We start from the raw sequence: 25,600 nt of genomic DNA on the forward strand, positions 1-25,600 counted from the left end.
GCTAAATTATAAACCCTTTTAGCTTTAAACGCCTTTAAAAATTTAAATTTTTTATTTCAAAACCATAAGCATTAAAACTCTCGTCAAGTAAAGCTTTAAATTGATAATCAAAAATATGCGTTTCATAAGAATGCAAATACATTCTAGAAGAGCTATTTTTTGCATATTTTTCATCGCCAATAATACCATGTTTTATATGATTTAAATGCACTCTGATTTGATGTGTTCTACCTGTTTTAATGACTGCTTTTATTAAAGTTTTTTTTGCATTTACCATTAAAGGTATAACCTGAGTATGAGCTTCTAAGCCAAATTTATCGATTTTACTAAAGGCTCCGGATTTATTTTTTATAGTAGTTATTTTTTCACAAATTTCAAGTTCTTCAGCAATTACTCCATCGACAATAGCTAAATAGCTTTTATGAACATTTTGTTTTTTATACTCTTGAATGCATTTTAGTCTAAATTCCTCATCTTTGCTTAAAAGCAAAACCCCGCTTGTTTCTTTATCAAGCCTGTTAATTAATTTAGCATTATAAACACCTTCTAAATTCTCGCTAATTTCCCCATAAGGCTTATTTAAAGCTATGATTTTATCATCTTCAAAAAGTATTTTTGCTTTTTTTATTTTTTGCACGACAAATCTTGTTTTTGAGCTCATCAAAGCTCTAGCTATAACAACCTTTTTTCCCATAGCAAAAACACAACCTTTATCAATCAAATCTTTTGCTGCATTATTGGAAATTTTTTCTTGCATTGCAAGCAACTTATAAGCTTTTTCTTGCATCTAAACCTTCTTTTATACTTAATATAATTTCATTTAAATCATTTTGCTCTTTGACTCGTGCTTGTGATAATTTTTGCTTTAAAAAATCATTTATATCTTTTACACTCTCACAAATATACAAATCATCAACTTCTTGATATAAACTTTCTTGATTAAAATAATATTTCCCTGAGATAATAACATTATTCCATCTAGCTGCCTCTATAGGATTATGCCCGCCTATATTATTTACAAAAGAGCCACACAAAAAAACCACATCACTAATCTTATAAAAACTTTCTAGCTCACCCAAAGTATCTAGTAATAAACACTTGGTCTTAAAAAAATTTGCAAAATCATTTTCACTTAAAGTAAAGTCTGAAAATTTTTGCATATTATAATGATTTTTTTGGCAAAAATCTTTTAAAATCCCCTCAACCTCGCCAAAACGCTCCGGATGTCTTGGAGCGATAATTAATCTATCATTTTCTTCTAGTTTAATCTCATTAAGCAATAATAGTTCTTCATTTTCATGCGTACTAGCAAATATAATAACCCTAGCCTTAGGTTTTGAATAATTTTTCACTTGTTCTTGTTTTATATATGCTTTGATATTTTTATATGCTGCAACATTTTTAGCACCCAAACGCTCTAACCTTTCTTTGTCTTTTTGACTTTGCGCAAACACAACATCAATATATTTAAAAATCAAACGATAAAAAAAGCTAAAACGCTTGTAGTTTTTTAAAGATCTATCACTAATCCTAGCATTTAATAAAATAACTTTTGCATTATAAAATTTAGCCATCAATACAAGCATAAGCCAAAGCTCTGCTTCAAAAATAATCAAAACTTTGCAAGGTTTCATCCAAAAAGGTATAAAAATTTCAAATGGTAAAAAATTTACTTTTTTAGAATGTCTTAAAGCTTCATTAAATCCGGTTTGCGTGATAGTTGAAATTTTACAAGTTGGAAAAAGTTTTATTAAGGGAACAATGCTTTTAATCTCCCCAAAGGAGCAAGCATGAAAATATATATCTCCTTGTTCTTGTTTTAAGTTTTTGTAAAGAAAAAATCTAGATTTTAGAGATACTTTATATTTTTCTTTACAAAAACTTAAAATCAACAAAAAAGGAACTGCGATTACATATATAATCACAGCAAAAATGTAATAAAAAAAAATCAATTTTGATTTTCTTCTTTTTCTTTATATAAAATTCTTCCACAATGCGGACAAGTTACGATTTCATCACCTTTTAAAACTGCTAAATAAGTTTTATCATAAATTCTCATAAAACAGCCATAACAAGCATGTTTTTTCACAGGAACTACAGCACTATTTCCCGCCCATTTTCTAATTTTTTCATAAAAAGTTAAAACTTTTTGATTTATTTCGCCAACCAGCTTTACTTTTTTATCATAAATCTCTAATCTTTCTTTTTCAATATCAACTAATACAACTTTTGTTTGAGCATCTATTTGATCCACTTCATTTTCAAGTTCAGTTCTCTTAGCTTGCAATTCTTGTATAAATTTTTCTTTGTTTTCTAAAATTTTATCTAATCTTTCTATCTCTTCATTTGCTGCATCAAGTTGCTCTTTAGCTATATCTTCTTCGATTTTTAAAGCATTTGCTTCTTTTTCAGTTTTCACTGCAGCACTTTTTTTGGCTATTTCTTTAATTTTCACACCAAATTCTGCAATATGGTTATTGTTTTGTATTTTTTGATTTTCTATATCTTTAATATCTTTTTCAAAACCTGCAATTTCTTCTTCAGTTTTATCAAGCAAATTGCGCTTTTCTTTTAAATCCTTTGTAGCATCTTCTACTTTATTTGCAAAACCATCTAACTCTTTATCAATTTGCGATAAAGCTATAAGTTGTTCTAAATATTTATTCATTGATTTTTTCCTTAAAAATATTGAAATGGATTTTTTGAAACTGATATTATAACTTCTAAATGAAATTTTTGCAAATCTTTTGCTAAAATTTCACCAAAGTATGACTCACTTTCATAGTGACCCATATCAATCAAATTGAGTTTATTATGATAACTTTCTAAGGCCTGATGATACTTAAAATCCCCACTTAAAAAACAATCTGCTTTTACACTAGAAATCAAATCTCCACCACTGCCTGTACATATTGCTAAAGTTTTTATTTTTTCTTGATGAGCATTAACAACCCTAATATGATTAAGTTTTAAACACTTTTTAACATGATCAACTAATGTATCTAATTGAAAATCTACATCACAATAGATCAAAAATTCATTTTGTTCTTTGATCTTAAAACCCAAAATTTCGCTAGTAAAATAAGTATTTAAATGACTTAAATCAAAATTTGTATGCATAGCAATCAAGGCTATATTTTTTTGTATCATTTTTGTAAGAAGATTTTGCGGATAAAGCACTCCACTTAAATTCTTCAAACCTTTAAAAATTAAAGGATGATGGACTATAAAAAGTGAATTTTCGCTTGCATTTTCAATTAAATGCATATCTACATCAAGCGCAAGATAAATCTTATTTATGTCTTGATCGAAATTTCCAAGCAATAAACCACTATTATCCCATGAACTTTGCGTATTAAATGGACTAATAGCATCTAAATAATCATAAATTTCTTTAATTTTCATCTAAACTTTCTTTATATACTAAAGCACAATTTTTAGATAATTCTCTAATTTTAAGCATAAAATCTTGTCTTTGAGTTACTGAAATAGCTCCTCTTGCATCAAGCAAGTTAAAAGTATGTGCTGCTAACATACAATAATCATATGCTGGTAAAGCAAGTTTTGCATCTAATGCATTTTTACACTCATTGTAAGCATTTTCAAATTGTACATTTAAAGTTTTTACATCACTTACTTCAAAATTATATTTACTAAATTCAAACTCGCCTTGCTTATGAACATCTTTATAGGTAATTTTTTCGCCGTTAAATTCATTCCAAACTATGTCATATACATTATCTACATCTTGTAAATACATTGCAAGTCTTTCCAAGCCATAAGTAATTTCAGCACTAACTAAATCTACGCTTATACCACCAACTTGTTGAAAATAAGTAAATTGTGTAACTTCCATACCATCAAGCCAAACTTCCCAGCCCAAACCCCAAGCACCTAAACTTGGACTTTCCCAATTATCTTCAACAAAACGAATATCATGTGATTTCAAATCAAAGCCTAAATTTTCTAAACTTTTTAAATATAATTCTTGGATATTATCAGGACTTGGTTTAATTAAAACTTGAAATTGATAATAAGCACCCAACCTATTAGGATTTTCACCATATCTTCCATCAGTTGGTCTTCTACTTGGTGCTACATAAGCAGCCGCCCAAGGTTTTTTACCTAAACTTCTTAAAAAAGTTGCCGGGTGAAATGTCCCTGCACCTGCTGGAAAATCATAAGGTTGCATAATAGCACAACCTTGCTTTTGCCAAAATTCTTGTAAATTTAAAATCATTTGAGAAAAAGTCATTTTTCTTCCTTTAATTCTTCAGACTTCTCAGGCGAATTTGCATATAATTCCACTGTTTTATTCCACATCATTTTATATTTTCTTTTTAGAAATTCAACTTCATTACGCGCATATTTAAGTTGCTCGTTAAGATTTTCTATAGTTTTTCTATCCTCATCATAAAGCTCTTGCATAGAATAAAGAGCATCTTTTAAAAATTTGTTTTCACCCTTTAAAGCTTCTAAGGTTTCATCCTTAGCATCAAGAACTTTTTCATGTAAATTTAAAATAGTCCCTATAGTTTTTTCTACAAAACTTTCTCCTGCCAAGGTCATAGAATTTACCATAGCAGGTTGCTTTGAACTTGAAGGAACTACGCTAAAAGTACCTTGATTAGCTTCTATATAAATTTTACCTTCTTCTTCTTTGAAATTTAAAGCACCATTTGCCATCATTCCTTTTACAACATCTTCGGATAAATGAACTAACTGACAAAATTCTTTTAATTCCAAGTAAGTTTGCATATACGCTCCTTAAAGAAAAACTTCAATTGTATTAGAATCTTGGATTAATTTTTCTTGTTGTTTTTGTCTATCTTCTAATAATTTTTGCGCTAAAGACTCATCTTCTATTGCTAAAATTTGCACTGCCAAATAAGCTGCATTAATAGCCCCTGCTTTACCTATAGCCACAGTTGCTACAGGAATTCCACTTGGCATTTGCACAGTAGAAAATAAAGAATCCATGCTAGCTAAATTACTTCCTGGCATAGGTATACCTAAAACAGGTTTTGTTGTATGTGCTGCAACAGCTCCTGCTAAATGAGCTGCCATACCCGCTGCAGCAATAAATACTTTTGCACCTTTTTCTTCAGCATTTTTGATGTATTCTTGGGTTCTTTGAGGACTTCTATGAGCTGAAGTGATCAAGACTTCATATTTTACATCAAATTTTTCCAAAATTCCTAAAGCTTCTTTTACTATATCATAATCACTCTTACTTCCCATCAATATGGAAACAAATTTCATTCAACACTCCTTCTTAAAAAGCTAAATTCTGGAAGTTTAAATGGCAAAGTAATTTCATTTTCATTACCACTATGAATTTCACTAAATTCTTTATTGTTTTTTGCTAATAATTGTTTAAACACTATGAATTTTTTTCCTTCATTTTCATATACTAAACCTAGTTTATTTTCCCCTAATTCTATATTAGAATCAACCGGAGCTAGAATTTCATATTCTTTGTTTAATTCTATCCTACCCTTACATTTAAAAAATTCACCATCTTCGCTAATAGCATGCACTTGATGGGTTCCTTCTTCTATACTTGTATTATGATTTATTGAATCGGTTTTTTCATAAGCTCTTGAAACTAAATATCCATCTGTAAAACCTCTGTGTTTTAAAGTATGAATTTCTTTTTCATACTTAGCCGCATCAAAAGTATTTTGCAATACATCTTGCACTGCCATTTTATAAGTTCTTGTAGTCAAAGCTACATAATACTCACTTTTCGTTCTTCCTTCTATTTTAAAAGCATGAATGCAATCTTCTTGCATAATTTTTTGAATATACGAGCTTAAATTTAAATCTTTAGAATTAAACACATGCGTGCCATTCTCATCTTCTTCAAGTCTAAAAAGTGTATTAGTTTCTGGGTTCTTTGCATAAAGTTCATAGTTAAATCTACAATCATTTGCGCATGATCCACGATTACTCATGCGTCCACTTTGCACTGAGCTTATCAAACATCTGCCAGAATACGCAAAACACATAGAACCATGGACAAAACTTTCAAGTTCTATGTCACAATTATTTTTCAAATCTTTTGCATCTTTTAAACCAAGTTCCCTTGCTATAACAACACGCTTAGCTCCCATATCTTTATAAACTTGAGCGTCTAAGTAATTTAAAATATTAGCTTGAGTTGATACATGAAGATTGATTTCAGGTGCAAGCTCTTTAACCAAACGCATAGCACCCACAGAAGCTACTATAAAAGCATCAGGTTTCATTTCTTTTAGTTTTAAAATATGCCTTTTCAAACCTTCAATTTGTGAGCTAAAATGAAATCCATTAATCGTTACATAAATTTTTTTTCCTTTTGCATGCGTGTACTCAATAGCTTCTTTAAAAGTTTCATAATTAAAATCTCTAGCAGTTCTTGCTCTTAATGAAAAATTACTCACTCCTGCATAAACAGCATCAGCTCCATAAGCTAAAGCTATTTTTAATTTTGTAAAATTACCTGCAGGAGCTACTATTTCAGGAATAATCATTTTTTTCCTAAACTTGCGATTAATGCCTCAATATCATCATTACTTACAACATCTGCAGTTGTATCTCCTTCGATATGCACAGCAGATCCCACGCGTTTTTCATCATCAATTTTACCTTCAAACAAACTACTCATATATCTACTTAAAGCTCTCATAACATTAATAACACGCTCAATTTTTTGACGATGAATATCTTGATATTGCATAGCATCCATTGCCATCATAACTTCATCTTGTCCAGTTTGCAAACAACCTGTAATCTCATCTATGATATTTTTAGCATTGTTATTTATTTCAATAGCTTCTTTAAAGCTTACCACATTAGGAAATTTTGCATTTAATTTTTCAAAAATTTCTATATTTTTATTTAAAGCATCACTGATTACACAAAGATCACTCTCAGAATTTGCAAAAAAGTCGTTAATAGCTTCTAATTTTTCCATCATCTCTGTGGCTTTTATTTCACTATCTCTTGTAACATCATCAAGTTGATGTACAACTTTATGTTCTTTACTAGGTGGCGGTGGTGGCCAAGCCATATCCGCTCTTGCTTTATAATCACCATTAATCATATCATTAACAATTTGCTTATTTTTTTCCTCATCTTCATAATCTGTATCTGGTTTTTCTTCTGTTTCTTCTACAGAATCAAGATCTAAGTCTTCAGTGCCATTCATTAAAGCATCTAATTCTTCTTGAGTCATTGTTACACCTTTTTTAATAAAAAAACTAATGCGAGATTATATTACAAAAAAATATAAATCAACATTAATTTTACCAATTAATTATTTTTTTACGCAAAATAATCTTTTTTTTAATTTGATTATAAAAAAAATATTAATTTAAACTTAATTTAAAAAAAATATACTACAATCTATAAAATAAATTAAAAAACCCAAAAAATAAAAAGGAGAAAAAAATGGGTAAATTTGTAAATAACATTGATGAGTTTTTTAGTTATTGTCAAGAACATGAAGTTTTATTTGTTGATTTTAGATTTACTGATATGATAGGCACTTGGCATCACATCACTTATAATATAAAAGCAATTGATGATAAAACCTTTGAAAACGGAATTCCTTTTGACGCAAGCTCTTTGCATGGTTGGCAGCCTATAGAAAAATCAGATATGATTTTAAAACCTGATGTGGAAAGTGCGTTTTTAGATCCTTTTACAGCTGATCCTACTATCATAGTAATTTGCGATGTATATGATATTTACAAAGATCAAATGTATGAAAAATGTCCAAGAAGTATTGCTAAAAAAGCAATGCAACACTTAAACACAAGCAATATCGCTGATACTGCTTATTTTGGTCCTGAAAATGAATTTTTTATTTTTGATAATGTAAAAATAGTTGATTCTTCTCACTGTGCAAAATATGAAGTAGATACTGAAGAAGGTGAATGGAATGATAATAAAGATTTTACAGATAGTTACAATAGTGGACATCGCCCAAGAAATAAAGGTGGATATTTTCCTGTAAGTCCTATTGATTCTAGTGTGGATATTAGAGCTGAAATGGTACAAGTTTTAGAAAGAGTTGGTTTAAAAACTTTCGTACATCATCATGAAGTAGCACAAGGACAAGCTGAAATTGGTGTAGAATTTGGAAATTTAGTTGAAGCTGCTGATAATGTACAAATTTATAAATATGTAGTTAAAATGGTAGCACATTTAAATGGAAAAACAGCGACCTTTATGCCAAAACCACTCTATGGAGATAATGGAAGTGGTATGCATGTGCATATGAGCCTTTGGAAAGATGGAGTAAATTTATTTTATGATAAAGAAGGATATGGAAAATTAAGTGAATATGCGATTAATTACATCGGTGGAATTTTAGCTAATGCAAGAAGTGTTGCTGCATTTACCAATCCTAGTTCAAATTCTTATAAAAGAATAGTTCCAGGTTTTGAAGCACCTTGTATACTAACTTATTCTTGCCAAAATCGCTCTGCAAGTTGTCGCGTGCCTTATGGTATTAATGAAAAAAGCGCAAGAGTTGAAATAAGATTTCCTGATAGCACTTCCAATCCTTACCTAGCTTTTACAAGCTTGCTTATGGCAGGACTTGATGGTATTAAAAATAAAACCATACCGGTAGGCCCTATGGATGAAAATTTATTTGCACTAACCCTAGATGAGATTAGAGAAAAAGGTATAGAGCAATTACCTCACACTTTAAGAGGATCTTTGGAAGCACTCATTAGAAAAAATGCCTTCTTAAAGCCTGTTATGAGTGATGTATTTATTGATGATTATCAACATATAAAATTTGAAACCCAAGTATGGCCTGTAGAAGCTAGACCAACTGCATATGAGTTTAAAACTTGCTATTCATGCTAATCTTGATGCTTTTTAGCATCAAGATTAAAATACTATTGTTTTATTATCATATATAAAAATCCTATCATCAAACACTAAATCCAAGGCCTTAGAAAAAACATTTTTTTCTACATTGCGCCCTGCTTGTTGCATAGCTTGCCAAGAATATTCATGAGTAACTGGTATAACATCTTGGGTAATAATTGGCCCCTCATCTAAGTTATTATTTACAAAATGTGCTGTTGCGCCTATAATCTTTACCCCTCTTTCATAAGCTTGCTTATAAGGATTAGCTCCTATAAATGCAGGTAAAAAAGAATGGTGGATATTAATAATCTTTCCCTCAAAATTCTCTACAAAAGATGGAGATAATATTCTCATATATTTTGCTAAAACAATATAATCAAACTCATATTGTTTTAAACACTCTAGTAGTTTTTTTTCATGCTCTTGTCTGCTTAAATCCTGTGCTAAAATAGTATGAAAAGGTATGTTAAATTTATCCACTAAAGGTTTTAATACATCATAATTTGCAATAACTGCCTTAATATTTGCATTAAATTCTCCACTAAATTGACGGATAAGTAACTCACCTAAACAATGAGTTTCTTTAGTAGCTAAAACAATAATATCTTTTTTTCTCTTTGAAGTAATTTCAATTTGTGCATTATCAGGAAGCATAGCTTCAAGCGTTCCTTTAAAAGCTTTTATATCAAGCTCACCTTCTAAATGTGCCCTAAAGAAAAAACGATTTTCTCCAACAAATTCATCATTTTTTATAATATTGATTCTATATTTAAAAATAACATCTGAAATTCTATAAATCAATCCTTTTTCATCGCTGCATGAAATTTTTAAAATATACTCATTCATTTTTACTCCTTTATATAGTTTTTTAATTCTTGTAATTTTCTTTTTTCAAGTTCAATTCCAAGTTCTTTCCCACTAAATCCTTCCTTTAGTAAGTCATTGGCGCTAATTTTACTTTCAAAAGCATGATGGTATAAATTTATTTTTTTTGCTTGTGTTATACGCTCATTATTCCAAAGTCCAAGCCATTTGCAAAGTGGTATTTTTAAAGCAATTTTAGCTAAATCAAAATCATCAATTTTACCTAAAATAAATTCTTGTTCGCATTTTTTTAAAAGCTCTTTTTTTAATTTTGTTTTTTTAAAAAATTCCTCTTTACTTATATGAAAAAAATTCAAATACAAATACAAAAACAAAGCCTCATCACAAATTAACTTTTGGCTATACTCTAAAAGTCTCTCAAATTCTTTATTACAACTTTGATAAAAAAAGATTTTTTCTTCTAAATTTAAAATTTTAAAATACTCATAAGCTTTATTTAGTCTTGAAGTTTTAAAAATTTTATAAAGTTCATTATTAATACGCTCTTTAGATAAATCGCTTATATCCATAGTTTGCATTAATTTTAAACTTTCTTTTGCAATTGTTAAATCAAACCTACATGCAAAAGAAATTCCACGAAGTACTCTTAAACTATCTTCAATAAAACTTTTATCATCAATATGTCTTATAATCTTTGCTTGCAAATCTTGCAAACCATTAAAAAAATCCAAAAATTCAAAATCAAAAATATTTACCATCAATGCATTAATGGTAAAATCTCTTCTTCTTGCTCCTTCTTGCTCATTATTACAAACTTTAACTTCAAAACCTCTATGGCCTGTAGAAATTTTATTTTCATAGCGTGCTAGAGCTAAATCAAATTTTTTATATTTATACATAAAAAAACTTTTTCCTACTCCATTTGCACCAAGTTTTTGCATAAGCTCATCAAAAAGCATAGGCTCAATATCATAAATTTCTATATCATAATCATCACTAGATAAATCTAAAAAAGAATTCCTTACACAACCACCTACTAAATAAACCCTTTGTGTGTAAGGCTTAAGTATATTTTTAATTCTTAAAAAATCTTGGTCATTTTTTAAGTCTATCTTCAATCTTTGCAAGTAAAAACTCTAAAAAAGTAATGGTCATATCTAGTCTTTTTTCCATATGCTCATCTTTGGTATTTTTTAATCCTTCAAATAAAACCAAAATACGCTCTCTAAGATTTTTCAAGAAAAATTCTTCATTATTTATAATGCTTTCTTCTTTTTCTTCTAAAGCTTCAACCTTAATAGCGACATTTTGTTTATCATCTTTTACTTTTACTTCTAAATCATCTAGTTCTTGGATTAGCTCTTGTGTAACCTTACTAATTTCTTCTTTGATTTTTTTCTCTTGAGCATTAGCATTTTTTTCTTGAGTAATTTCTTCTACCATAGGGGCAAATTCATCGTTTTTATTTTTTTTATTATCTAACTCTGAATTAACTTCACTAATAGCCATTTTTGCTAAATCTTCTATATTCATAGTTTTATCAACCACCTTTTAAATTCATTAATTTCTTCTTCACTTTTCATATTGACAAAAAAATCAAGCATATCATAATTTAAATCTTCATGATTAGAACGCAAGCCACTCAAACGCCTTATAGCATCAATGGCATTTTTATTTTGCGGATCTTGTTTTAATATATTTTTATAAATCTCCAAAGCCTCATCTTTTAAGCCTTGTGCTTCATAAATAGAAGCCTCTGTTACTGTATATCGCATTATTAACTCACAAAAATAAAATCCTAAAATTCTAACAAAAAAGGCTTTAATTTATTTTTAATTTTCACTTAATCACAGGAGCCTTATATGCTAAAAATACAAAAATGTTAAGTATTATAGCTACCACAATAAGCATAATAAAGCCTGAAGTGAAATTTCTAAAATTATCATGAAGCATGCCTATAATCCAAGGTGATTGAGCAGCTATTAAATACCCTATACCTTGCGACATAGCAGAAAGTTTAGCCGCTATGATAGAATTTGAGCTTTTGATAGCAATAAATAATAACGAAATTGTAAAAACTCCACTAGAAGCAAAACCTAAAAAAATAGCCGCTAAAAACAAAATCGCTTTTACTTTAAAAAGAAAAATCATCATAAAACTTAAAAAATACAAAAACCCTAACATCACTATAGCAAAACTTTTAGCACGAGATCTAAGCTTTCCTAAAATGATAGGTAGTAAAAATGCCACGGGCATCCCTATGATTTGAGATAATAATAAAACATTAGAACCAAAGTCAATTCCAAAGCCCTTTTCACTAATCATCACACTAAGCCATGCAAAAAGACTATAAGATAAAAAACTTTGCAATCCCATTACAATAGTAACTTTCCAGGCTGTTAAGTTTAAAAAGATATTCACTTTATTAATATTTTTCTTTTTAGGGCGTAATAATCTTTTATTTTTCAAATGCGGAAAATAAAAAATCAAAGCAATTAAAGCCAATATAGCCCAAAAAAACATAGCTTGAGGTACATCAAAAAATTTAAGCAAAGGAAGTGATAAGGCCACGCCAGCAATTGAAGATAAGCCTATAATTGATCCATATAAACCCATTATCTTATAAGTATTTTTAGAAAATTTTTCTTTTACAAAAGAAGGTAATAAAACATTAGCTATTGCAATGCCTGCTCCTATCAAAAAAACCCCAGAAAATAAACCTATAGTTCCTCCATAACTTCTAATAACTTCTCCAAAGACAATCAAAATTAAAGCAAAAAACAAAGCTTTAATTTGTGAAAAATACGCTACAAAAAACGATATAAGACCAAAAGCTATTAAAGGTAAGGTTGTTAGCATACCTGCTAAAGTAGAATTAATATTGTAATATTCTTGAATATGTTCTATCATAGGACCTATGGAAGTTATAGGTGCTCTTAAATTTAAAGCAAGAGTAATCACAACTAAAATATTAATCCAAAAGAATTTTTTATATGAAATTTGTGTGTACATGATTATTTTTGATTTAATATATTTTCAAGATATCTTTGTTTATCAGAATCGGTGTTTTTTTGCACTACTTGTTTTTTTTCTTTTACAACTTCATTCTCTTTGGAAAAATAAAAGTGATCAATGATAAAAATAGAAGAAATAATCACAATTAAAGGAATTAAAAAAATCATAATCAATACTTTCTAAAAACATTACCATAGTATTCTAAATTATCTTTTTTTAAATTTTCATCAAAAGTATTTGCCTCAAAATTTGCTTTTAAAATTTTTTCTCTTTCTTCATCCAAATCCTGATACGAAAATACCATATTAATACTTATCACCCCATCAAGCTGTTCTAATTGTTTATATGCTTTTAACTCATCATCTAAATTTTCACTTTCTATTACCACTATAATTTTTTCTTCTTGAGCTAATTCCACACTACAACATGGTGTTTGTTGAATTTGTTCTTTAAGTTTTTCTAATTTTTCCTCTTTAGTTAAAATCAATACACTAGAAAGATTCATCTATACTCCAAAATATAATTTTATCTTCATAACCAGCACTAATAATTTCATGCTCGTTTAAAAATATAAGATATTCTAGCAAAAAATCTTTATTTTGGAATTTTTTTATTGTTTTTAAATTTTTAGTATCTATAAGCTCTATAATATTTTTTTCATTATCTCCAAAAACCGCTATAGAACCACTTTTATTTAGACTACAAGCATATATTAAAAAGTCTCTTTCTATGCTTTTTTCTTGATCATTTCGCACTATGCCTAATTTTCTATCAGTGCTACAACTTGTAATAATTGCATTTTTAAAATCAAGTTGATAAATATTATCTTTATGAAGATTTTTATAACTTTTTATTTTTTGCCACTTTTTCACATCAAAAAGTACTATTTCACCACTTTCAAAACCTGCTACTAATTGAGTTTTTGCCTCATTTAAAACCACATCACTTAAACTTGAGTTAGAGAAAGTAAAATTTTTTATAATATTTTTTGTTTTTAAATCAAAAAGCTCTATATTAGAACCTAGCAAGGCTAATAAAATAGTATCATCATCTAAAAACAAAGCTTTTTTTACTCCATCACTTAAAAGCTTATAGTTGTAAAGTTGTTTATTTTTATAAATACTAAGCCTTTTACTACCAAAATCACCTTCACTTAAAATCAAAATAGCCCCATTTAAGTAATCAATACTATAAATTCTAGGGCTAAGATTTTCTTCGTAAAAATTTTTAATCTTATCAAGTTGAGTGATTTTTTGCATTTTTTTGTCTTTAATAAAGTACTGATTTAATTCTCCATTATCAAGTCCTATAAGCAAACTACTATCAACAAGTTTTAAGGCATTTAAATTTGAATCAAGTTTAAGCTCATAACTAAATACATATACACTCATTAGTAAGATTAAAAATATTTTTTTCATAGTTTTATTTTACGCCTTCATTTAAAACATCTAAAAGATTAGATTTTTTCTTTAGTTCCTCATTTTTAAATTTAGCTTCAAAACTATTTCCTACTAAAGGTTTTGCATCGCTTTGTGGCACATGGCATTGTGTACAATTAAACCTTGCATCACTTATCATATCTTTAGTAGATTTGTTTTTTCTTAAGTCAAAATAATGGCTACTTGGAAGCGGAGTGGCCCCAACATCTTTAGCTATAGCTTTATCATGACAGCTTAAACAAATATTATTATCCTTAGTAATTGGAAGCATATCCTCTAAAGTATGTGGAATTAATGGCGGAGCATTTTCAAATGATCTCTCAATTAAAACAGATTCTCCAGCCATTGCTTGAGAATACTTTGCATCCAATAACTCTACATTTTCACTTTCTAAACTTGTTTTTCTTAAACCTATATCTTTTGAATCAACACTTTTAACAGCAAGTCCGCAAGCACTTATTAAAACAGCTGCTGCTAAGGATAAAAAGATTTTATTTTTCATTTTCTCTCCTTAAATTTATTATACTAAAACCTAAAGCATCATCACCGCAAACATCAACACATTTTCCACATCTTATACACTCACCTGATTTTACATCTTGATTTTCTTTACCTATCATCCAAAGCACTTGCTTTTCAGGACATATCCCAAGGCATTTATAACACTTAGTACATTTTTGTAAGTTATATCTTACTTTTAGTAATGAAAAATGCGAACTTAAAGCCCAAAAAGCTCCTAAAGGACAAAAATGCGAGCAAGTAAATCTTGGACTAAAAAATGTATCTATACAAAAAACAATCAAAGCTACAAAAAGCCAAGAAATACCGCCGAAAATAATTCCTCTTTGGATTATTCCTATATAAGAAAATTCCTCAAAAACAGGAAAGGAAAAAAGAAAAGAAAAAATCAAAACAAAAGCCAAAACATAATAACGCAAATTTTTATTTACATTAAAAATCCTTGCTTGATTAAAACCTAATTTACTTCTAATAAAATAAGCAAAATCAGTAATGATATTTACAGGACAAACCCAAGCACAAAACGCTCTTCCAGCAAAAATAGCATAAAATAAAAATACTATCAAAGCACCACTTAAAGCCATTAAATCTACTTGCAAACTTGCTAAAGCAAGTTGAATAAACGCAAAAGGATCGCTTAGCGGCACCGAAGAAAATAAAACTGAAGAGCTTAAATTTCCTTTTAATATAAAATTAAATACACCAAAAGAAAAAAAAGTTAAGATAGACAATTGCACTATTCTTCTTAAAATAAGATATTTCATAACAATTCTCCATCATTAAGATAATCTTTAGCCTTGTTTTTATTGAAATTTTTATCTGTGTTTACATCTTGCAAGCGTTTTTCATCTTTTTCATCCCAACCTTTGATGTAATTATCCCCAGCTTTTCCCAAGACAAATTCTCTAGGTAAAACTCTAATAGCAGCTTTTTGCGTTATACAGGCTTTCTCACAAATCCCACATCCCACGCATACTTCATGATCTACTACAGGTAATAAAAATGCGTGCTTTGCAGTTCTTTCATTGCGTTTTATTTCAAGCTTTAATGCCTTATCTATCAATGGACAGGCTCTATAACAAGCATCACATTGAATTCCCCAATAAGCAACACAACTTGCACTATCAATTATAGCTATACCCATTTTTGTTTTATAAATTCCATCATTTTGCTCTAAATATTTATGATCTAGCGCATTTGTAGGGCAATCTCTTATACAAGGTATATCCTCGCACAATCTACAAGGATTTTCTCTTGCTATAAAAAAGGGTGTGCCATTTTTAGCACTATTTTCTAAATTTGCTAGTTTTAAAACATCATAAGGACAAGCTTTTACACAAAGTCCACATCGTATACATTTTGATAAAAATTCTTTTTCATCATCTGCCCCAGGAGGTCTTAAAAAATACTCCTGATTTGAGCTAAATGCTAAACTTGCTAAAAATGCACTTCCGCTTCCTATACATAAAAGCTTAAAAGTAAAGGCTAAAAATTCTCTTCTATTTTTCATTTTTATGCTTTAGTAATTTTTACGGCACATTTTTTGAAATCTGTTTGATTAGACAATGGGCAAGTTGCATCTAATGTAACTTTGTTTATATATACATTTTCATCAAACCAAGGCACATACACAAGCCCTTTAGATGGTTTATTTCTACCACGAAAATCTACTCTAGCTTTTACTTTACCACGGCGTGATTGTACCCATACAATATCGCCTTGATTAATTTTCATTGCCCTAGCATCATCTTCATTCATATAACAAAGTGCTTCAGGTACTGCACGGAAAAGCTCAGGAACTCTCATAGTCATAGTTCCACTATGCCAATGCTCTAAAACCCTACCAGTACATAACCAAAATGGATACTCTTCACTCGGTCTTTCAGGAGCTTTCATAAATGGTCTAAAGAAAATTTTCACTTTGTTTTTCAAGCTATATTTTTCTTTAGTCTGCGGAGCCAGTAAATCTCCTTTTGGCAGTTCTTTAGCGAATTCACCATAAAATGCAAAATCTGAATTTGGAGCTGCTTTTTTAGCATAATAATCAAATTTAGTATTAAATCTCCATTGTGTTTCTTTACCATTTACCACAGGCCATCTTAAACCTCTTACTTTATGATAAGTATCAAAATCAGCTAAATCATGCCCATGACCTAAACCAAATTTGCGGTATTCTTCCCAAAGGTATTTTTGCACAAAAAAGCCATAACCTTCAAATTCTTTACCATCGCTACCTATAATTTTTCTTTCATCGCCATTAACATCACTATTATCAAATCCTTTTGCAATAGAATCGTTTGCTTTGAAAGATTTTGCTTCTTTGTTTGCAAATAATACATCATATAAAGTATCATCTTCACTATAACCCATAGCTTTAGCTTCTTCTAAAACACTTGGCAGAGTAAGTTTATCATTTACCTTAGTTTCACCCCAAACTTCTTTTAATTTAAAGCGTTTTGCAAATTCCATAATTTGCCAAGTATCACTCATAGCCTCACCTACAGGCAGCACTTGCTGTTTCCAGTGTTGAGTTCTTCTTTCAGCATTACCATAAGCACCCCATTTTTCATAAATCATAGCACTTGGTAAAATTAAATCTGCCACCTTAGCACTAATTCCTGGGTAGCAATCACTCACAACAATAAAATTATCCATTTCTCTAGCCGCTGCTATCCAGTGATTTGCATTAGCAGTGTTTTGCCAAGGATTATTTACTTGCACCCAAGCAAATTTGATATTTCCATCTTCTAAATCTCTCATGATTTTTAAGTATGGAGCACCTGGTTTAGGATTGATTGTTTTTGCCGGAACTTTCCAAATTTTTTCGCTAATTTCTCTGTGCTTAGGATTTGCAACGACCATATCAGCAGGTAAACGATGCGAAAAAGTCCCTACTTCTCTTGCAGTTCCACAAGCACTTGGTTGCCCTGTCAATGAAAACGCACCGCTACCTGGCTTAGCTTGTTTACCAAGTAAGAAATGCACCATATAAGCTTGTTCATTCACCCAAGTACCTCTTGTGTGTTGATTAAAGCCCATAGTCCAAAAACTTACAACTTTTCTATTTTTTTCTATATATAAATTTGCTAATTCTTGAAGTTTTTTCTTAAATTCTTCAATGCTTTCATCTTCATTACCTTTAGCAACTTTAGCAACATAATCAAGCGTATAAGGCTCTAATGCTTTTTTGAAATCTTCAAATGAAATTTCCCAATGCGCATCAGGAGCACTTTGGTGTTTCATTTCAAATTTATCACCTGCTTTTACTCCTAAATAAGCCAAAGATACCGCTTCTTCTTCATCTACAATAATAGCATTTTGTTTTGCTACTGTATCTTTCTCACTTGCTTTAAATTTAGGATGGTTTGGATTATTTCTCATTCCATAACCAATATCAGCATAGCCTGTTGTAAAGATACAATGTTTTTCAATAAATTCTTTATCCATAGCTTCAGGATGATTATAAACAATCTCTCTAGCGATATAATTCCAAATAGCTAAATCAGTATTTGGCTTGAAGATGATTTCAGTATCTGCTATATGAGAAGTTCTATTAGAAAAAGTAGATAAATTTACAATTTTGACTTTATCTAAATTACTTAATTTTCTATCACTTACCCTTGACCATAAAATCGGATGCATTTCTGCCATATTTGCACCCCAAGTAATAATAGTATCAGTAAGCTCTATATCATCATAACAGCCAGAAGGCTCATCAACTCCAAAAGTTTGCATAAAACCAACAACCGCACTAGCCATACAATGGCGTGCATTTGGGTCTATATTGTTTGATCTAAAACCAGCTTTTACTAATTTTGCAGCAGCATATCCTTCTTGTATAGTGTATTGACCGCTTGCAAAAATTCCAATTCCTTCAACACCTTTTTCTTTGTAAGCTTTTTTAAATTGTTTTTCCATTTCATCAAAGGCTCTTTGCCAAGAAACTTGTTGAAATTTTCCATTTTTATCAAACTCACCTTTTGCATTTACGCGAAGTAAAGGTGTTACTAAGCGATCTTCTCCATACATAATTTTTGCATTAAAATAACCTTTAATACAATTTAATCCACGATTTACAGGAGCTGCTGGATCTCCTTTTACAGCAACAATTTTACCATCTAAACTTGCAACTAAAATTCCACAGCCTGTACCACAAAATCTACAAACAGCCTTATCCCAACGCCATTTATTCTCAGTATTAGCAAGTACACTACTTGGAACACTAAGACCTGCAACACCACAAGCACTAGCAATAGCGGTGTTTTTAATGAAGTCTCTTCTGTTCATTATATCCCTCGTTATTGTTTATTCAATGTATTTTAATACATCTAAAAAATATTACTACATTAATGATAAAATTTAAATTATAAAAAAGAATATTTTATAAGTATTTATAAATAGGAGTTTTTTAGTATATTTTTAAATATTTTTACATATTATAAACGCTAGTTAATTCTAGCGTTTTAATTGATTTACAATTCCAAGCATATCATCACTTGTAGTGATTGCCTTTGAGCCTGCCTCATAAGCCCTTTGCCCTGTGATAAGATCTGTCATTTCTTCTACAAGCTGAACATTACTAAGCTCCACAAAGCCGTGTTTGATGACAGAAAAACCGTTCTCGCCCGCTATACCTGCAATAGGCGCTCCACTTGCATCAGTTTCTACTAAAAGGTTATCCCCTAAAGCATGTAAACCTGCAGGATTGATAAAATTTACAAGTTCAATTTGTCCTATTTGAGTTTCAGCTGTATTTCCTGGCTGCATTACTGAAACTGTTCCATCACTTGCCACATTTATAGCAATAGCATCTTCAGGTATAGTCATTTCCGGTAAAAGTCTATAACCATCTGAATTTACTATGTTTCCTTCAGCATCTTTAGTAAATTGACCATTTCTAGTATAAGCTATAGTTCCATCAGGCATTTGAATTTGAAAAAAGCCATTATTACCAGCAATTGCCATATCAAGACCTGAAGTTGATGTTTGTTTTAAACTACCTTCACTAAAAATTTTACTTACAGCTGTTACTCTTGCTCCAAGCCCTACTTCAATGCCACTTGGATGTTTTGTGGTACTTGAGGTTGAAGTTCCTGCGTATTTCATCGTTTGATACATCAAATCTGCAAATTCTGCACGCGATTTTTTATAACCTACTGTATTAACATTTGAAATATTATTTGAAGTCACATCAATTTGTGTTTGTTGCGATACCATCCCTGATGCTGCTGTGTATAATGATCTTAACATTTTATCTATCCTTAGTTTATTTAGTACTTGCTAATTTATTAATAGCTTCTTGATTTAAATCATCCATATGAGATGTCATAACTTTTTGATACATCTCAACCATTCTATTTGCCTCAATTAACCCTACCATTTCTGTAACTGGATTAACATTTGATCCTTGAGTAAAACCTTGCTTAATGGCATTTGAATTTGGTAAATCTCTAATCTTGTTTAAATTATCAATTTTATACATATTATCGCCATCTTTTTGCAAATCTCTTAAATCATCAACTTGTGCTACAAATAATCTTGCAATATTTTGATTAGCTGCACTGATAATTCCATTTTTATCCACATTAATAAAAGAAGTAGAATCTCCTATGCGGATGCCATCATTTTCGGGATTATTAAAATAATCACTGCTTAAAACTCTGTATCCTTGACGGTTTACCAAATAACCCTCATCATCAAGTTGGAAATTTCCATCTTGACTTAATCTTATTTCACCATTATTTGTTTTAATCAAGTAAAAAGTATCTTCGCGAGTAAGAGCTAAATCCAAAGGATTATGCGTCATTTTCATAGAACCTACGCTAAAATTTGTATAGACATGATTAACCTGCGGAACTCTATCTATAGTTGTATTAACAAATCTTGCAGCATCTCTTGTGTGATTTTGTATAGGTAACTCATCTTGAGTTTCTTTAAAAATCCTTTTAAAATCTGCAATAACAACATTATCTCTTTTATAGCCACTTGTATTTACATTTGCTAGATTGTTAGTTACAACATCTAAACGATTAAATTGCGTAACCATAGCACCGGTGGCTTGATAATACCCATTTTGCATTATTTTTCCTAACTAAAATCTTAATTTTTCACTAATAAAGCAAAAGTCGTTCCAAAATATTTTTATTTGTTTTTAATTAATTTTTAGGCATAATATTTAGTTTTACACTCATTACTTAAATACAAGGGGTATCCATGGCTAATGAAACTAATGTTTTAGAAGAACTTTTCAAAGAAAATTCTAAAGATTATATCACATATGAAAAACTTGTCAAGTATTTTGCAAAGCTTCCAAACGCAACAAGTGCAAAAAAAATCCGTGATCTAATGGATAAATATAAAGTAGAATTAATCTCTTCAGCTGAAATTGCCAAAAAAAGAAATTTAGAAGAAGCAAAAAAGCTACAAGAGGAAAAACAAAAATTACAAGATACAAGTTTGGAAAATGAATTTGATTTAGCCAATGAAAATGATTTACTTGAGTGGAGCAGATCAGACTCTCCTGTAAGAATGTATTTAAGAGAAATGGGACAAATTGCTCTTTTAAACAAAGATGAAGAAATTGAAATTTCTAAAAAGATTGAGCTAGGCGAAGACATTATCATCGATGCTTTTTGTTCTGTGCCTTATTTGATTGATTTTATACTTGATTATAAAGAACCTTTAATTAATAGAGAAAGAAGAGTGAAAGAGCTTTTTAAAAGCTTTGAGGATGATGATAAAAGCGATGATGATAAAAGCGATGAAGAAATAGATTCTGAAGAAGAAAACGAAAATGAGGAAAATGAAAATTCTAATGAAAAAAAACCTAAAAAAACAAATAAAAAAGAAGATGAAAGAACTTTAAAAGTCATAGAAAGCTTTAAAGCATTAGAAAAAGCAAAAAAAGAATGGTTAAAAACTATATCTACTATTAATGCAGAAAAAAATGATGATGAACTATTAGATAAACTCATAATTGCTTTTAAGAAAAATATACTAAAAGAAAAACTAATGGATCTAGGTCCAACATCAAAACTTATTTCTGAAATAGTAAAATCTATGGAAACAGCATTAAAAAGTGATGAGGAATTTGATAAAGAATTAAAACGCTTAGAGTATCGCTTACCGATGTTTTCAGAAGAATTAAAACAAAGACACCAAGATATTTTAAAAGATATTACCAAACTTAGCAAAGAAGAAATAGCCGAGCGTGCTTTAGAAACTACCATGGTAAGCACTTATATGGAGATTAAAAAACTTATTCAAACTAAAGAGGCCAGCCAAAATTCTTTTGATTTAGAAAAAGATCAATTAAAAGAAATTCTAGAGCAAATCAAACGCGGTAAAAAAATATCTGATGAGGCTAAAACTAGAATGGCAAAATCAAATTTACGCTTAGTTGTAAGCATTGCCAAAAGATATACTAACCGCGGATTACCATTTTTAGATTTAATCCAAGAAGGCAACATAGGCTTAATGAAAGCGGTAGATAAATTTGAATACAAACGCGGTTATAAGTTTTCAACCTATGCAACTTGGTGGATTAGACAAGCTATTTCAAGAGCAATTGCTGATCAAGCAAGAACTATAAGAATTCCTATTCATATGATAGAAACTATCAATCAAATCAATAAAATCATTCGCGAGTATTTGCAAAAAGAAGGTAAAGAACCGGATGTAAGTATTATTGCAAAAGAAGTAGGACTTAGTATAGATAAAGTAAAACAAGTTATTAAAATTACTAAAGAACCAATTTCCCTAGAAGCACCTATTAGCAACGAGGATGATGGTAAATTTGGAGATTTTGTAGAAGATAGAACCTCAATTTCACCTATGGATCACATCTTAAAAGATGATTTAAAAGAACAAATTGATGAAGTTTTAGATCAGCTTAATGATAGAGAAAAGGCTGTTATTAGAATGCGTTTTGGCTTAATGGATGATGAAAGTGATAGAACTTTAGAAGAAATCGGTAAAGAATTAAATGTCACAAGAGAAAGAGTAAGACAAATAGAAAGCTCAGCTATAAAAAAACTTAAACACCCAAAAGTTGGTAGAAAACTTAAAAACTACATAGAAGGTTGGAAATAATCCTTGCTAAAAAAGCAAGGATTAGCTATCTCTAAAAAGCTTCGTTGCTAAGTGCGTCGCCCTACTGTGATCAGTATCTTTTTTCAAGGTATTAAAAATTCTACTAATATACTCTTCTAAAGTTTGTTGAGAATTGTTGATTTTTTCTGTCTCATTTAAAACAACCTTACGATATCTTCCCTCGCTGTCTAACTCATAAGCTAAATCATTGTCGCTTAATTGTAGTTTTAAAATTTGAGCCAATTTTGCACGAGAATGCTCATCAAAAATAGGAGTCATTAATTCTAGTCTTCTTTCTAAATTCCTTGGCATCCAATCAGCGCTTGAAATAAAATAATTTGGTGTTGTATGTTTAAAATATAAAATTCTAGCATGCTCTAAATATTTTCCCACTATACTTCTAACTCTTATATTTTCACTATATCCTTTTACTCCAGGTCTTAAACAACAAATTCCACGCACAATAAGATCTATTTTAACACCTTTATTTGAAGCTTCATATAAAGCTTTAATCACATCACCATCTACCAAAGCATTCATTTTGGCTATGATTACTCCATCTTTTCCATAGCTTGCTTCAGTAGCTATCATATCTAAAATTCTTTCTTTGATTTGCTTTGGACTCATCGACAAAGTCTTTAAACGACGACTTTTACTATATCCTGAAAGTATGTGAAAAAAAGTTGTAGTATCTTGAGAATATTCTTCTTTTGAAGTAAAATAACTCACATCAGTATAAATTTTAGCTGAACTTGCATTGTAATTACCCGTACTTAAATGATTATAAATTTTTAATTTATCCCCTTCTTTTCTAATCACTTGAGCTACTTTTGCATGCACTTTAAAACCAGTGATTCCATATACCACATGAGCCCCTGCATTTTCTAATGATTTTGCCCAATGCAAGTTATTTTCCTCATCAAAACGCGCTTTTAATTCTACCATTACAGTAACTTGTTTGCCATCGCTTGCTGCATCAATTAAAGCTTGAACTATGTTTGAATTTTTTTCTACTCTATAAAGCGTCATTCTTATAGAAACAACCTTAGGATCTTTACTTGCCTCTTTGATAAATTGATATACAGGCTCAAAACTCTCATAAGGCTGTATAGCCAAAATATCTTGTTTATCTATTGCACTAAATATAGATACATTATCCCCAAAAGGTGGTAAAATTTTTGGTGTATACATAGGATTTAGCAAATGTGTAAATTCTTTGTTGGAAATGATTTGCCATAATGAAGCTAAATTTAAAAGTATATTATACTCATAAATATCTTTATGAAAAATATTCATATGAGAACTTAAAAATTCAATCAACTGCTCATCTGCGCCTTTTTCTATTTGCAAGCGTATAAAAGCACCTTTTCTACGAAGTTTTAAACCCTGCTCTAAAATCAACATAAAATCATCAGCTTCTTCTTCTTCTATTTCCATATCTGCATTTCTAGTTACTCTAAAAGCAGCAGAAGATAAGAGCTTATAGCCAGGAAAAATATGCTCAGTATGATAGCGTACTATACTTTCTATAGGCACATAAATATTAGAACTTACTTGATAAAATCTTGGTAAAACCCTAGGTATGCGTATCATGCCAAATTTTAAAAGTTCAGGGTGCATAGGATCACAAAGTTTTACCGCTAAAGAAAATGAAAGGTTATTTAAATGCGGAAAAGGATGAGTTGCATCAACTGCAATTGGAACTATCACAGGAAAAATATTAGAAAAAAAATGCTCATTACATTGCTGTTTTAAATCCTCATCAAGTTCTTCGTATGAGCGAATAAATAAATTTTCTTTTTCTAAATCTTGGGTAATTTTAGTAAAATACTGCTCTACTACATATTTTTCTTCATGTAGATAATTTCTAATAGCTTTAAGTTGCGCAAGAGGAGTCATTTCATCATTACTTGTTGTGCTTATTCCTGCCACAAAAAGTTGTTTTAATCCAGCCACTCTTATCATATAAAACTCATCTAAATTTGTACAGTATATAGCAATAAATTTAAGTTTTTCAAGCAAAGGAAGATCTTTAGAGCATTGATCTAAAACACGAGAATTAAACGCAAGCCAAGAAAGTTCTCTGTTAATATACATTGATGGTTGAATTTGCATGATATACCTACCTTTATTTCTAGATATTTATATTTTAATATTTCTTTTATTAAAATTTATTTTATTTGTATAATAGTAAATATAATTATATAAAAAAATAACACTTTTTTTATCTTATTAAAAAAATAATAAATGATTAATAAATATATATTTACTTTTTTACCTTTATGGTGTTATATAATTATACACAAGTTCTTGTAACTTAAACTTCATTCAAAGGAGAGACTTTGAAAAAAGCAAACTCAAAACTTTTTGCTGTTTTCCTCTTCTTACTTGTAATTTTAGCAGGAGTTGGAATGTATACTTTCCATAATGCTAAGGGCACTTCTTATTTTAGCGATGCTAGTGAAAGCTGTAATAATTGCCATATTATGAACGAGGTTTATAATGATTATTTAAAAGCTTCGCACTCTAAAGAAGTTGATGGTAAACCAAGAGCAACCTGTAATGATTGCCATTTGCCACATAGCTTTTTTGAAAAATGGATTGCTAAAACTCAAAGTGGCTTAGGACATGCTTATGCATTTACTTTCAAACTAGATTCTTTACCTACACATTTGAGTGCAAATGCAAAAAGTAAAGAAATAGTCCAAAATAACTGTATAGAATGTCACAAAGAAATTGCGAGTAACACTATCAACCCTACCCTAGATCCACATAAAGATAATGCTTTAAGTTGTGTATCTTGCCACCAAGGTGTTGGTCATAAGAGAGGATTTTAAATG

Annotated in this window: 27 protein-coding genes; 3 read left to right on the forward strand and 24 right to left on the reverse strand. The window is 29.8% G+C overall.

Annotation, left to right across the window (positions count from 1 at the left end; all coding sequences use genetic code 11):
* Positions 1-34: 34 nt before the first annotated feature.
* From L8X50_RS00585 to L8X50_RS00625, 9 genes are read right to left on the reverse strand one after another with little or no spacing between them, the layout of a single operon-like run.
* Complete coding sequence (locus L8X50_RS00585) at positions 35-787, reverse strand: pseudouridine synthase family protein (RefSeq protein WP_263660109.1); 753 nt, start codon at positions 785-787, stop codon at positions 35-37.
* Positions 768-1,952 carry a lipid IV(A) 3-deoxy-D-manno-octulosonic acid transferase gene (gene waaA / locus L8X50_RS00590; protein ID WP_263660110.1) on the reverse strand — a complete coding sequence of 395 codons (1,185 nt, stop codon included), beginning with the start codon at positions 1,950-1,952 and terminating at the stop codon, positions 768-770. Before waaA ends, L8X50_RS00585 begins: the two co-directional genes overlap by 20 nt.
* Positions 1,949-2,668, reverse strand: coding sequence for a zinc ribbon domain-containing protein (locus L8X50_RS00595; protein ID WP_263660111.1), 720 nt, complete (start codon positions 2,666-2,668; stop codon positions 1,949-1,951). The genes waaA and L8X50_RS00595 overlap by 4 nt, the downstream gene beginning before the upstream one ends.
* Before the next feature lie 11 nt (positions 2,669-2,679).
* A complete protein-coding gene (locus L8X50_RS00600) occupies positions 2,680-3,405 on the reverse strand; it encodes a Nif3-like dinuclear metal center hexameric protein (protein ID WP_263660112.1) in 726 nt (241 codons plus the stop codon).
* Entirely contained in the window at positions 3,395-4,255 is an 861-nt protein-coding gene (gene glyQ / locus L8X50_RS00605; RefSeq protein ID WP_258107574.1) for a glycine--tRNA ligase subunit alpha, read from the reverse strand. The genes L8X50_RS00600 and glyQ overlap by 11 nt, the downstream gene beginning before the upstream one ends.
* Entirely contained in the window at positions 4,252-4,758 is a 507-nt protein-coding gene (locus L8X50_RS00610; protein ID WP_220566839.1) for a DUF3972 domain-containing protein, read from the reverse strand. The genes glyQ and L8X50_RS00610 overlap by 4 nt, the downstream gene beginning before the upstream one ends.
* A gap of 9 nt (positions 4,759-4,767) precedes the next feature.
* A complete protein-coding gene (gene purE, locus L8X50_RS00615; RefSeq protein WP_133318743.1) occupies positions 4,768-5,262 on the reverse strand; it encodes a 5-(carboxyamino)imidazole ribonucleotide mutase in 495 nt (164 codons plus the stop codon).
* A complete protein-coding gene (locus L8X50_RS00620; protein ID WP_263660113.1) occupies positions 5,259-6,515 on the reverse strand; it encodes a peptidase U32 family protein in 1,257 nt (418 codons plus the stop codon). Before L8X50_RS00620 ends, purE begins: the two co-directional genes overlap by 4 nt.
* Complete coding sequence (locus L8X50_RS00625) at positions 6,512-7,219, reverse strand: protein phosphatase CheZ (protein WP_263659057.1); 708 nt, start codon at positions 7,217-7,219, stop codon at positions 6,512-6,514. The genes L8X50_RS00620 and L8X50_RS00625 overlap by 4 nt, the downstream gene beginning before the upstream one ends.
* 215 nt (positions 7,220-7,434) lie before the next feature.
* Between L8X50_RS00625 and glnA the strand changes: the two genes are divergently transcribed.
* Positions 7,435-8,865 carry a type I glutamate--ammonia ligase gene (gene glnA / locus L8X50_RS00630; protein ID WP_263660114.1) on the forward strand — a complete coding sequence of 477 codons (1,431 nt, stop codon included), beginning with the start codon at positions 7,435-7,437 and terminating at the stop codon, positions 8,863-8,865.
* A 24-nt stretch (positions 8,866-8,889) separates the two neighbouring features.
* On the opposite strand, the gene purU is transcribed toward glnA, so the two are convergent.
* From purU to L8X50_RS00700, 14 genes are all read right to left on the reverse strand, one after another.
* Positions 8,890-9,717 carry a formyltetrahydrofolate deformylase gene (purU, locus tag L8X50_RS00635; protein WP_133318739.1) on the reverse strand — a complete coding sequence of 276 codons (828 nt, stop codon included), beginning with the start codon at positions 9,715-9,717 and terminating at the stop codon, positions 8,890-8,892.
* 2 nt (positions 9,718-9,719) lie between these two features.
* Positions 9,720-10,823, reverse strand: a complete 1,104-nt coding sequence (locus L8X50_RS00640) for a CCA tRNA nucleotidyltransferase (RefSeq protein WP_263660115.1) — start codon at positions 10,821-10,823, stop codon at positions 9,720-9,722.
* Positions 10,792-11,229, reverse strand: a complete 438-nt coding sequence (gene ciaD, locus L8X50_RS00645; RefSeq protein WP_263660116.1) for an effector protein CiaD — start codon at positions 11,227-11,229, stop codon at positions 10,792-10,794. Before ciaD ends, L8X50_RS00640 begins: the two co-directional genes overlap by 32 nt.
* Entirely contained in the window at positions 11,226-11,474 is a 249-nt protein-coding gene (locus L8X50_RS00650) for a hypothetical protein (RefSeq protein WP_087691144.1), read from the reverse strand. Before L8X50_RS00650 ends, ciaD begins: the two co-directional genes overlap by 4 nt.
* 61 nt (positions 11,475-11,535) lie before the next feature.
* Positions 11,536-12,708, reverse strand: a complete 1,173-nt coding sequence (locus L8X50_RS00655) for an MFS transporter (protein WP_263659053.1) — start codon at positions 12,706-12,708, stop codon at positions 11,536-11,538.
* Between the two features lie 2 nt (positions 12,709-12,710).
* The gene (locus L8X50_RS00660) at positions 12,711-12,878 is read right to left on the reverse strand and encodes a hypothetical protein (RefSeq protein WP_087699327.1); all 168 of its coding nucleotides are present in this window, start codon (positions 12,876-12,878) and stop codon (positions 12,711-12,713) included.
* Positions 12,879-12,880: 2 nt separating this feature from the next.
* A complete protein-coding gene (locus L8X50_RS00665; protein ID WP_133318735.1) occupies positions 12,881-13,216 on the reverse strand; it encodes a chaperone NapD in 336 nt (111 codons plus the stop codon).
* The gene (locus tag L8X50_RS00670; protein WP_263660117.1) at positions 13,203-14,129 is read right to left on the reverse strand and encodes a WD40 repeat domain-containing protein; all 927 of its coding nucleotides are present in this window, start codon (positions 14,127-14,129) and stop codon (positions 13,203-13,205) included. Before L8X50_RS00670 ends, L8X50_RS00665 begins: the two co-directional genes overlap by 14 nt.
* A gap of 4 nt (positions 14,130-14,133) precedes the next feature.
* Positions 14,134-14,652: a nitrate reductase cytochrome c-type subunit gene (locus tag L8X50_RS00675; RefSeq protein ID WP_133318733.1), complete on the reverse strand. Its 519-nt coding sequence runs from the start codon at positions 14,650-14,652 to the stop codon at positions 14,134-14,136.
* Positions 14,642-15,433: a quinol dehydrogenase ferredoxin subunit NapH gene (gene napH / locus L8X50_RS00680; protein WP_133318732.1), complete on the reverse strand. Its 792-nt coding sequence runs from the start codon at positions 15,431-15,433 to the stop codon at positions 14,642-14,644. The genes L8X50_RS00675 and napH overlap by 11 nt, the downstream gene beginning before the upstream one ends.
* Positions 15,430-16,179 carry a ferredoxin-type protein NapG gene (napG, locus tag L8X50_RS00685; protein WP_133318731.1) on the reverse strand — a complete coding sequence of 250 codons (750 nt, stop codon included), beginning with the start codon at positions 16,177-16,179 and terminating at the stop codon, positions 15,430-15,432. The genes napH and napG overlap by 4 nt, the downstream gene beginning before the upstream one ends.
* A 2-nt stretch (positions 16,180-16,181) precedes the next feature.
* Complete coding sequence (gene napA / locus L8X50_RS00690; RefSeq protein WP_133318730.1) at positions 16,182-18,956, reverse strand: periplasmic nitrate reductase subunit alpha; 2,775 nt, start codon at positions 18,954-18,956, stop codon at positions 16,182-16,184.
* 168 nt (positions 18,957-19,124) lie between these two features.
* A complete protein-coding gene (gene flgG, locus L8X50_RS00695) occupies positions 19,125-19,919 on the reverse strand; it encodes a flagellar basal-body rod protein FlgG (RefSeq protein WP_133318729.1) in 795 nt (264 codons plus the stop codon).
* A 16-nt stretch (positions 19,920-19,935) separates the two neighbouring features.
* On the reverse strand, positions 19,936-20,748 hold the full coding sequence (locus L8X50_RS00700) for a flagellar hook-basal body protein (RefSeq protein ID WP_133318728.1): 813 nt from the start codon (positions 20,746-20,748) through the stop codon (positions 19,936-19,938).
* A gap of 134 nt (positions 20,749-20,882) precedes the next feature.
* Here L8X50_RS00700 and rpoD point away from each other — a divergent pair, with 134 nt between their 5' ends.
* Positions 20,883-22,760 (forward strand): RNA polymerase sigma factor RpoD, encoded by a 1,878-nt coding sequence (gene rpoD, locus L8X50_RS00705; protein WP_133318727.1) that lies wholly within the window; start codon positions 20,883-20,885, stop codon positions 22,758-22,760.
* A gap of 21 nt (positions 22,761-22,781) precedes the next feature.
* Here the strand turns inward: rpoD and L8X50_RS00710 are convergent, their stop codons facing one another.
* A complete protein-coding gene (locus tag L8X50_RS00710; RefSeq protein ID WP_220566850.1) occupies positions 22,782-24,875 on the reverse strand; it encodes an RNA degradosome polyphosphate kinase in 2,094 nt (697 codons plus the stop codon).
* A 227-nt stretch (positions 24,876-25,102) separates the two neighbouring features.
* Here L8X50_RS00710 and nrfH point away from each other — a divergent pair, with 227 nt between their 5' ends.
* Entirely contained in the window at positions 25,103-25,597 is a 495-nt protein-coding gene (gene nrfH / locus L8X50_RS00715; protein WP_263660118.1) for a cytochrome c nitrite reductase small subunit, read from the forward strand.
* Positions 25,598-25,600 lie beyond the last annotated feature (3 nt).

The organism is Campylobacter sp. CNRCH_2013_0898h (assembly GCF_025772965.1).
Classification (GTDB): Bacteria; Campylobacterota; Campylobacteria; order Campylobacterales; family Campylobacteraceae; genus Campylobacter_D; species Campylobacter_D lari_D.

Excerpts from the sequence above, each read along its gene's own strand:
- L8X50_RS00585 (WP_263660109.1), bottom strand. The coding sequence starts at position 787 with ATGCAAGAAAAAGCTTATAAGTTGCTTGCAATGCAAGAAAAAATTTCC.
- L8X50_RS00595 (WP_263660111.1), bottom strand. The coding sequence starts at position 2,668 with ATGAATAAATATTTAGAACAACTTATAGCTTTATCGCAAATTGATAAA.
- L8X50_RS00600 (WP_263660112.1), bottom strand. The coding sequence starts at position 3,405 with ATGAAAATTAAAGAAATTTATGATTATTTAGATGCTATTAGTCCATTT.
- glyQ (WP_258107574.1), bottom strand. The coding sequence starts at position 4,255 with ATGACTTTTTCTCAAATGATTTTAAATTTACAAGAATTTTGGCAAAAG.
- L8X50_RS00610 (WP_220566839.1), bottom strand. The coding sequence starts at position 4,758 with ATGCAAACTTACTTGGAATTAAAAGAATTTTGTCAGTTAGTTCATTTA.
- purE (WP_133318743.1), bottom strand. The coding sequence starts at position 5,262 with ATGAAATTTGTTTCCATATTGATGGGAAGTAAGAGTGATTATGATATA.
- L8X50_RS00620 (WP_263660113.1), bottom strand. The coding sequence starts at position 6,515 with ATGATTATTCCTGAAATAGTAGCTCCTGCAGGTAATTTTACAAAATTA.
- L8X50_RS00625 (WP_263659057.1), bottom strand. The coding sequence starts at position 7,219 with ATGACTCAAGAAGAATTAGATGCTTTAATGAATGGCACTGAAGACTTA.
- glnA (WP_263660114.1), top strand. The coding sequence starts at position 7,435 with ATGGGTAAATTTGTAAATAACATTGATGAGTTTTTTAGTTATTGTCAA.
- purU (WP_133318739.1), bottom strand. The coding sequence starts at position 9,717 with ATGAATGAGTATATTTTAAAAATTTCATGCAGCGATGAAAAAGGATTG.
- ciaD (WP_263660116.1), bottom strand. The coding sequence starts at position 11,229 with ATGAATATAGAAGATTTAGCAAAAATGGCTATTAGTGAAGTTAATTCA.
- L8X50_RS00655 (WP_263659053.1), bottom strand. The coding sequence starts at position 12,708 with ATGTACACACAAATTTCATATAAAAAATTCTTTTGGATTAATATTTTA.
- L8X50_RS00660 (WP_087699327.1), bottom strand. The coding sequence starts at position 12,878 with ATGATTTTTTTAATTCCTTTAATTGTGATTATTTCTTCTATTTTTATC.
- L8X50_RS00665 (WP_133318735.1), bottom strand. The coding sequence starts at position 13,216 with ATGAATCTTTCTAGTGTATTGATTTTAACTAAAGAGGAAAAATTAGAA.
- L8X50_RS00670 (WP_263660117.1), bottom strand. The coding sequence starts at position 14,129 with ATGAAAAAAATATTTTTAATCTTACTAATGAGTGTATATGTATTTAGT.
- L8X50_RS00675 (WP_133318733.1), bottom strand. The coding sequence starts at position 14,652 with ATGAAAAATAAAATCTTTTTATCCTTAGCAGCAGCTGTTTTAATAAGT.
- napH (WP_133318732.1), bottom strand. The coding sequence starts at position 15,433 with ATGAAATATCTTATTTTAAGAAGAATAGTGCAATTGTCTATCTTAACT.
- napG (WP_133318731.1), bottom strand. The coding sequence starts at position 16,179 with ATGAAAAATAGAAGAGAATTTTTAGCCTTTACTTTTAAGCTTTTATGT.
- napA (WP_133318730.1), bottom strand. The coding sequence starts at position 18,956 with ATGAACAGAAGAGACTTCATTAAAAACACCGCTATTGCTAGTGCTTGT.
- flgG (WP_133318729.1), bottom strand. The coding sequence starts at position 19,919 with ATGTTAAGATCATTATACACAGCAGCATCAGGGATGGTATCGCAACAA.
- L8X50_RS00700 (WP_133318728.1), bottom strand. The coding sequence starts at position 20,748 with ATGCAAAATGGGTATTATCAAGCCACCGGTGCTATGGTTACGCAATTT.
- rpoD (WP_133318727.1), top strand. The coding sequence starts at position 20,883 with ATGGCTAATGAAACTAATGTTTTAGAAGAACTTTTCAAAGAAAATTCT.
- L8X50_RS00710 (WP_220566850.1), bottom strand. The coding sequence starts at position 24,875 with ATGCAAATTCAACCATCAATGTATATTAACAGAGAACTTTCTTGGCTT.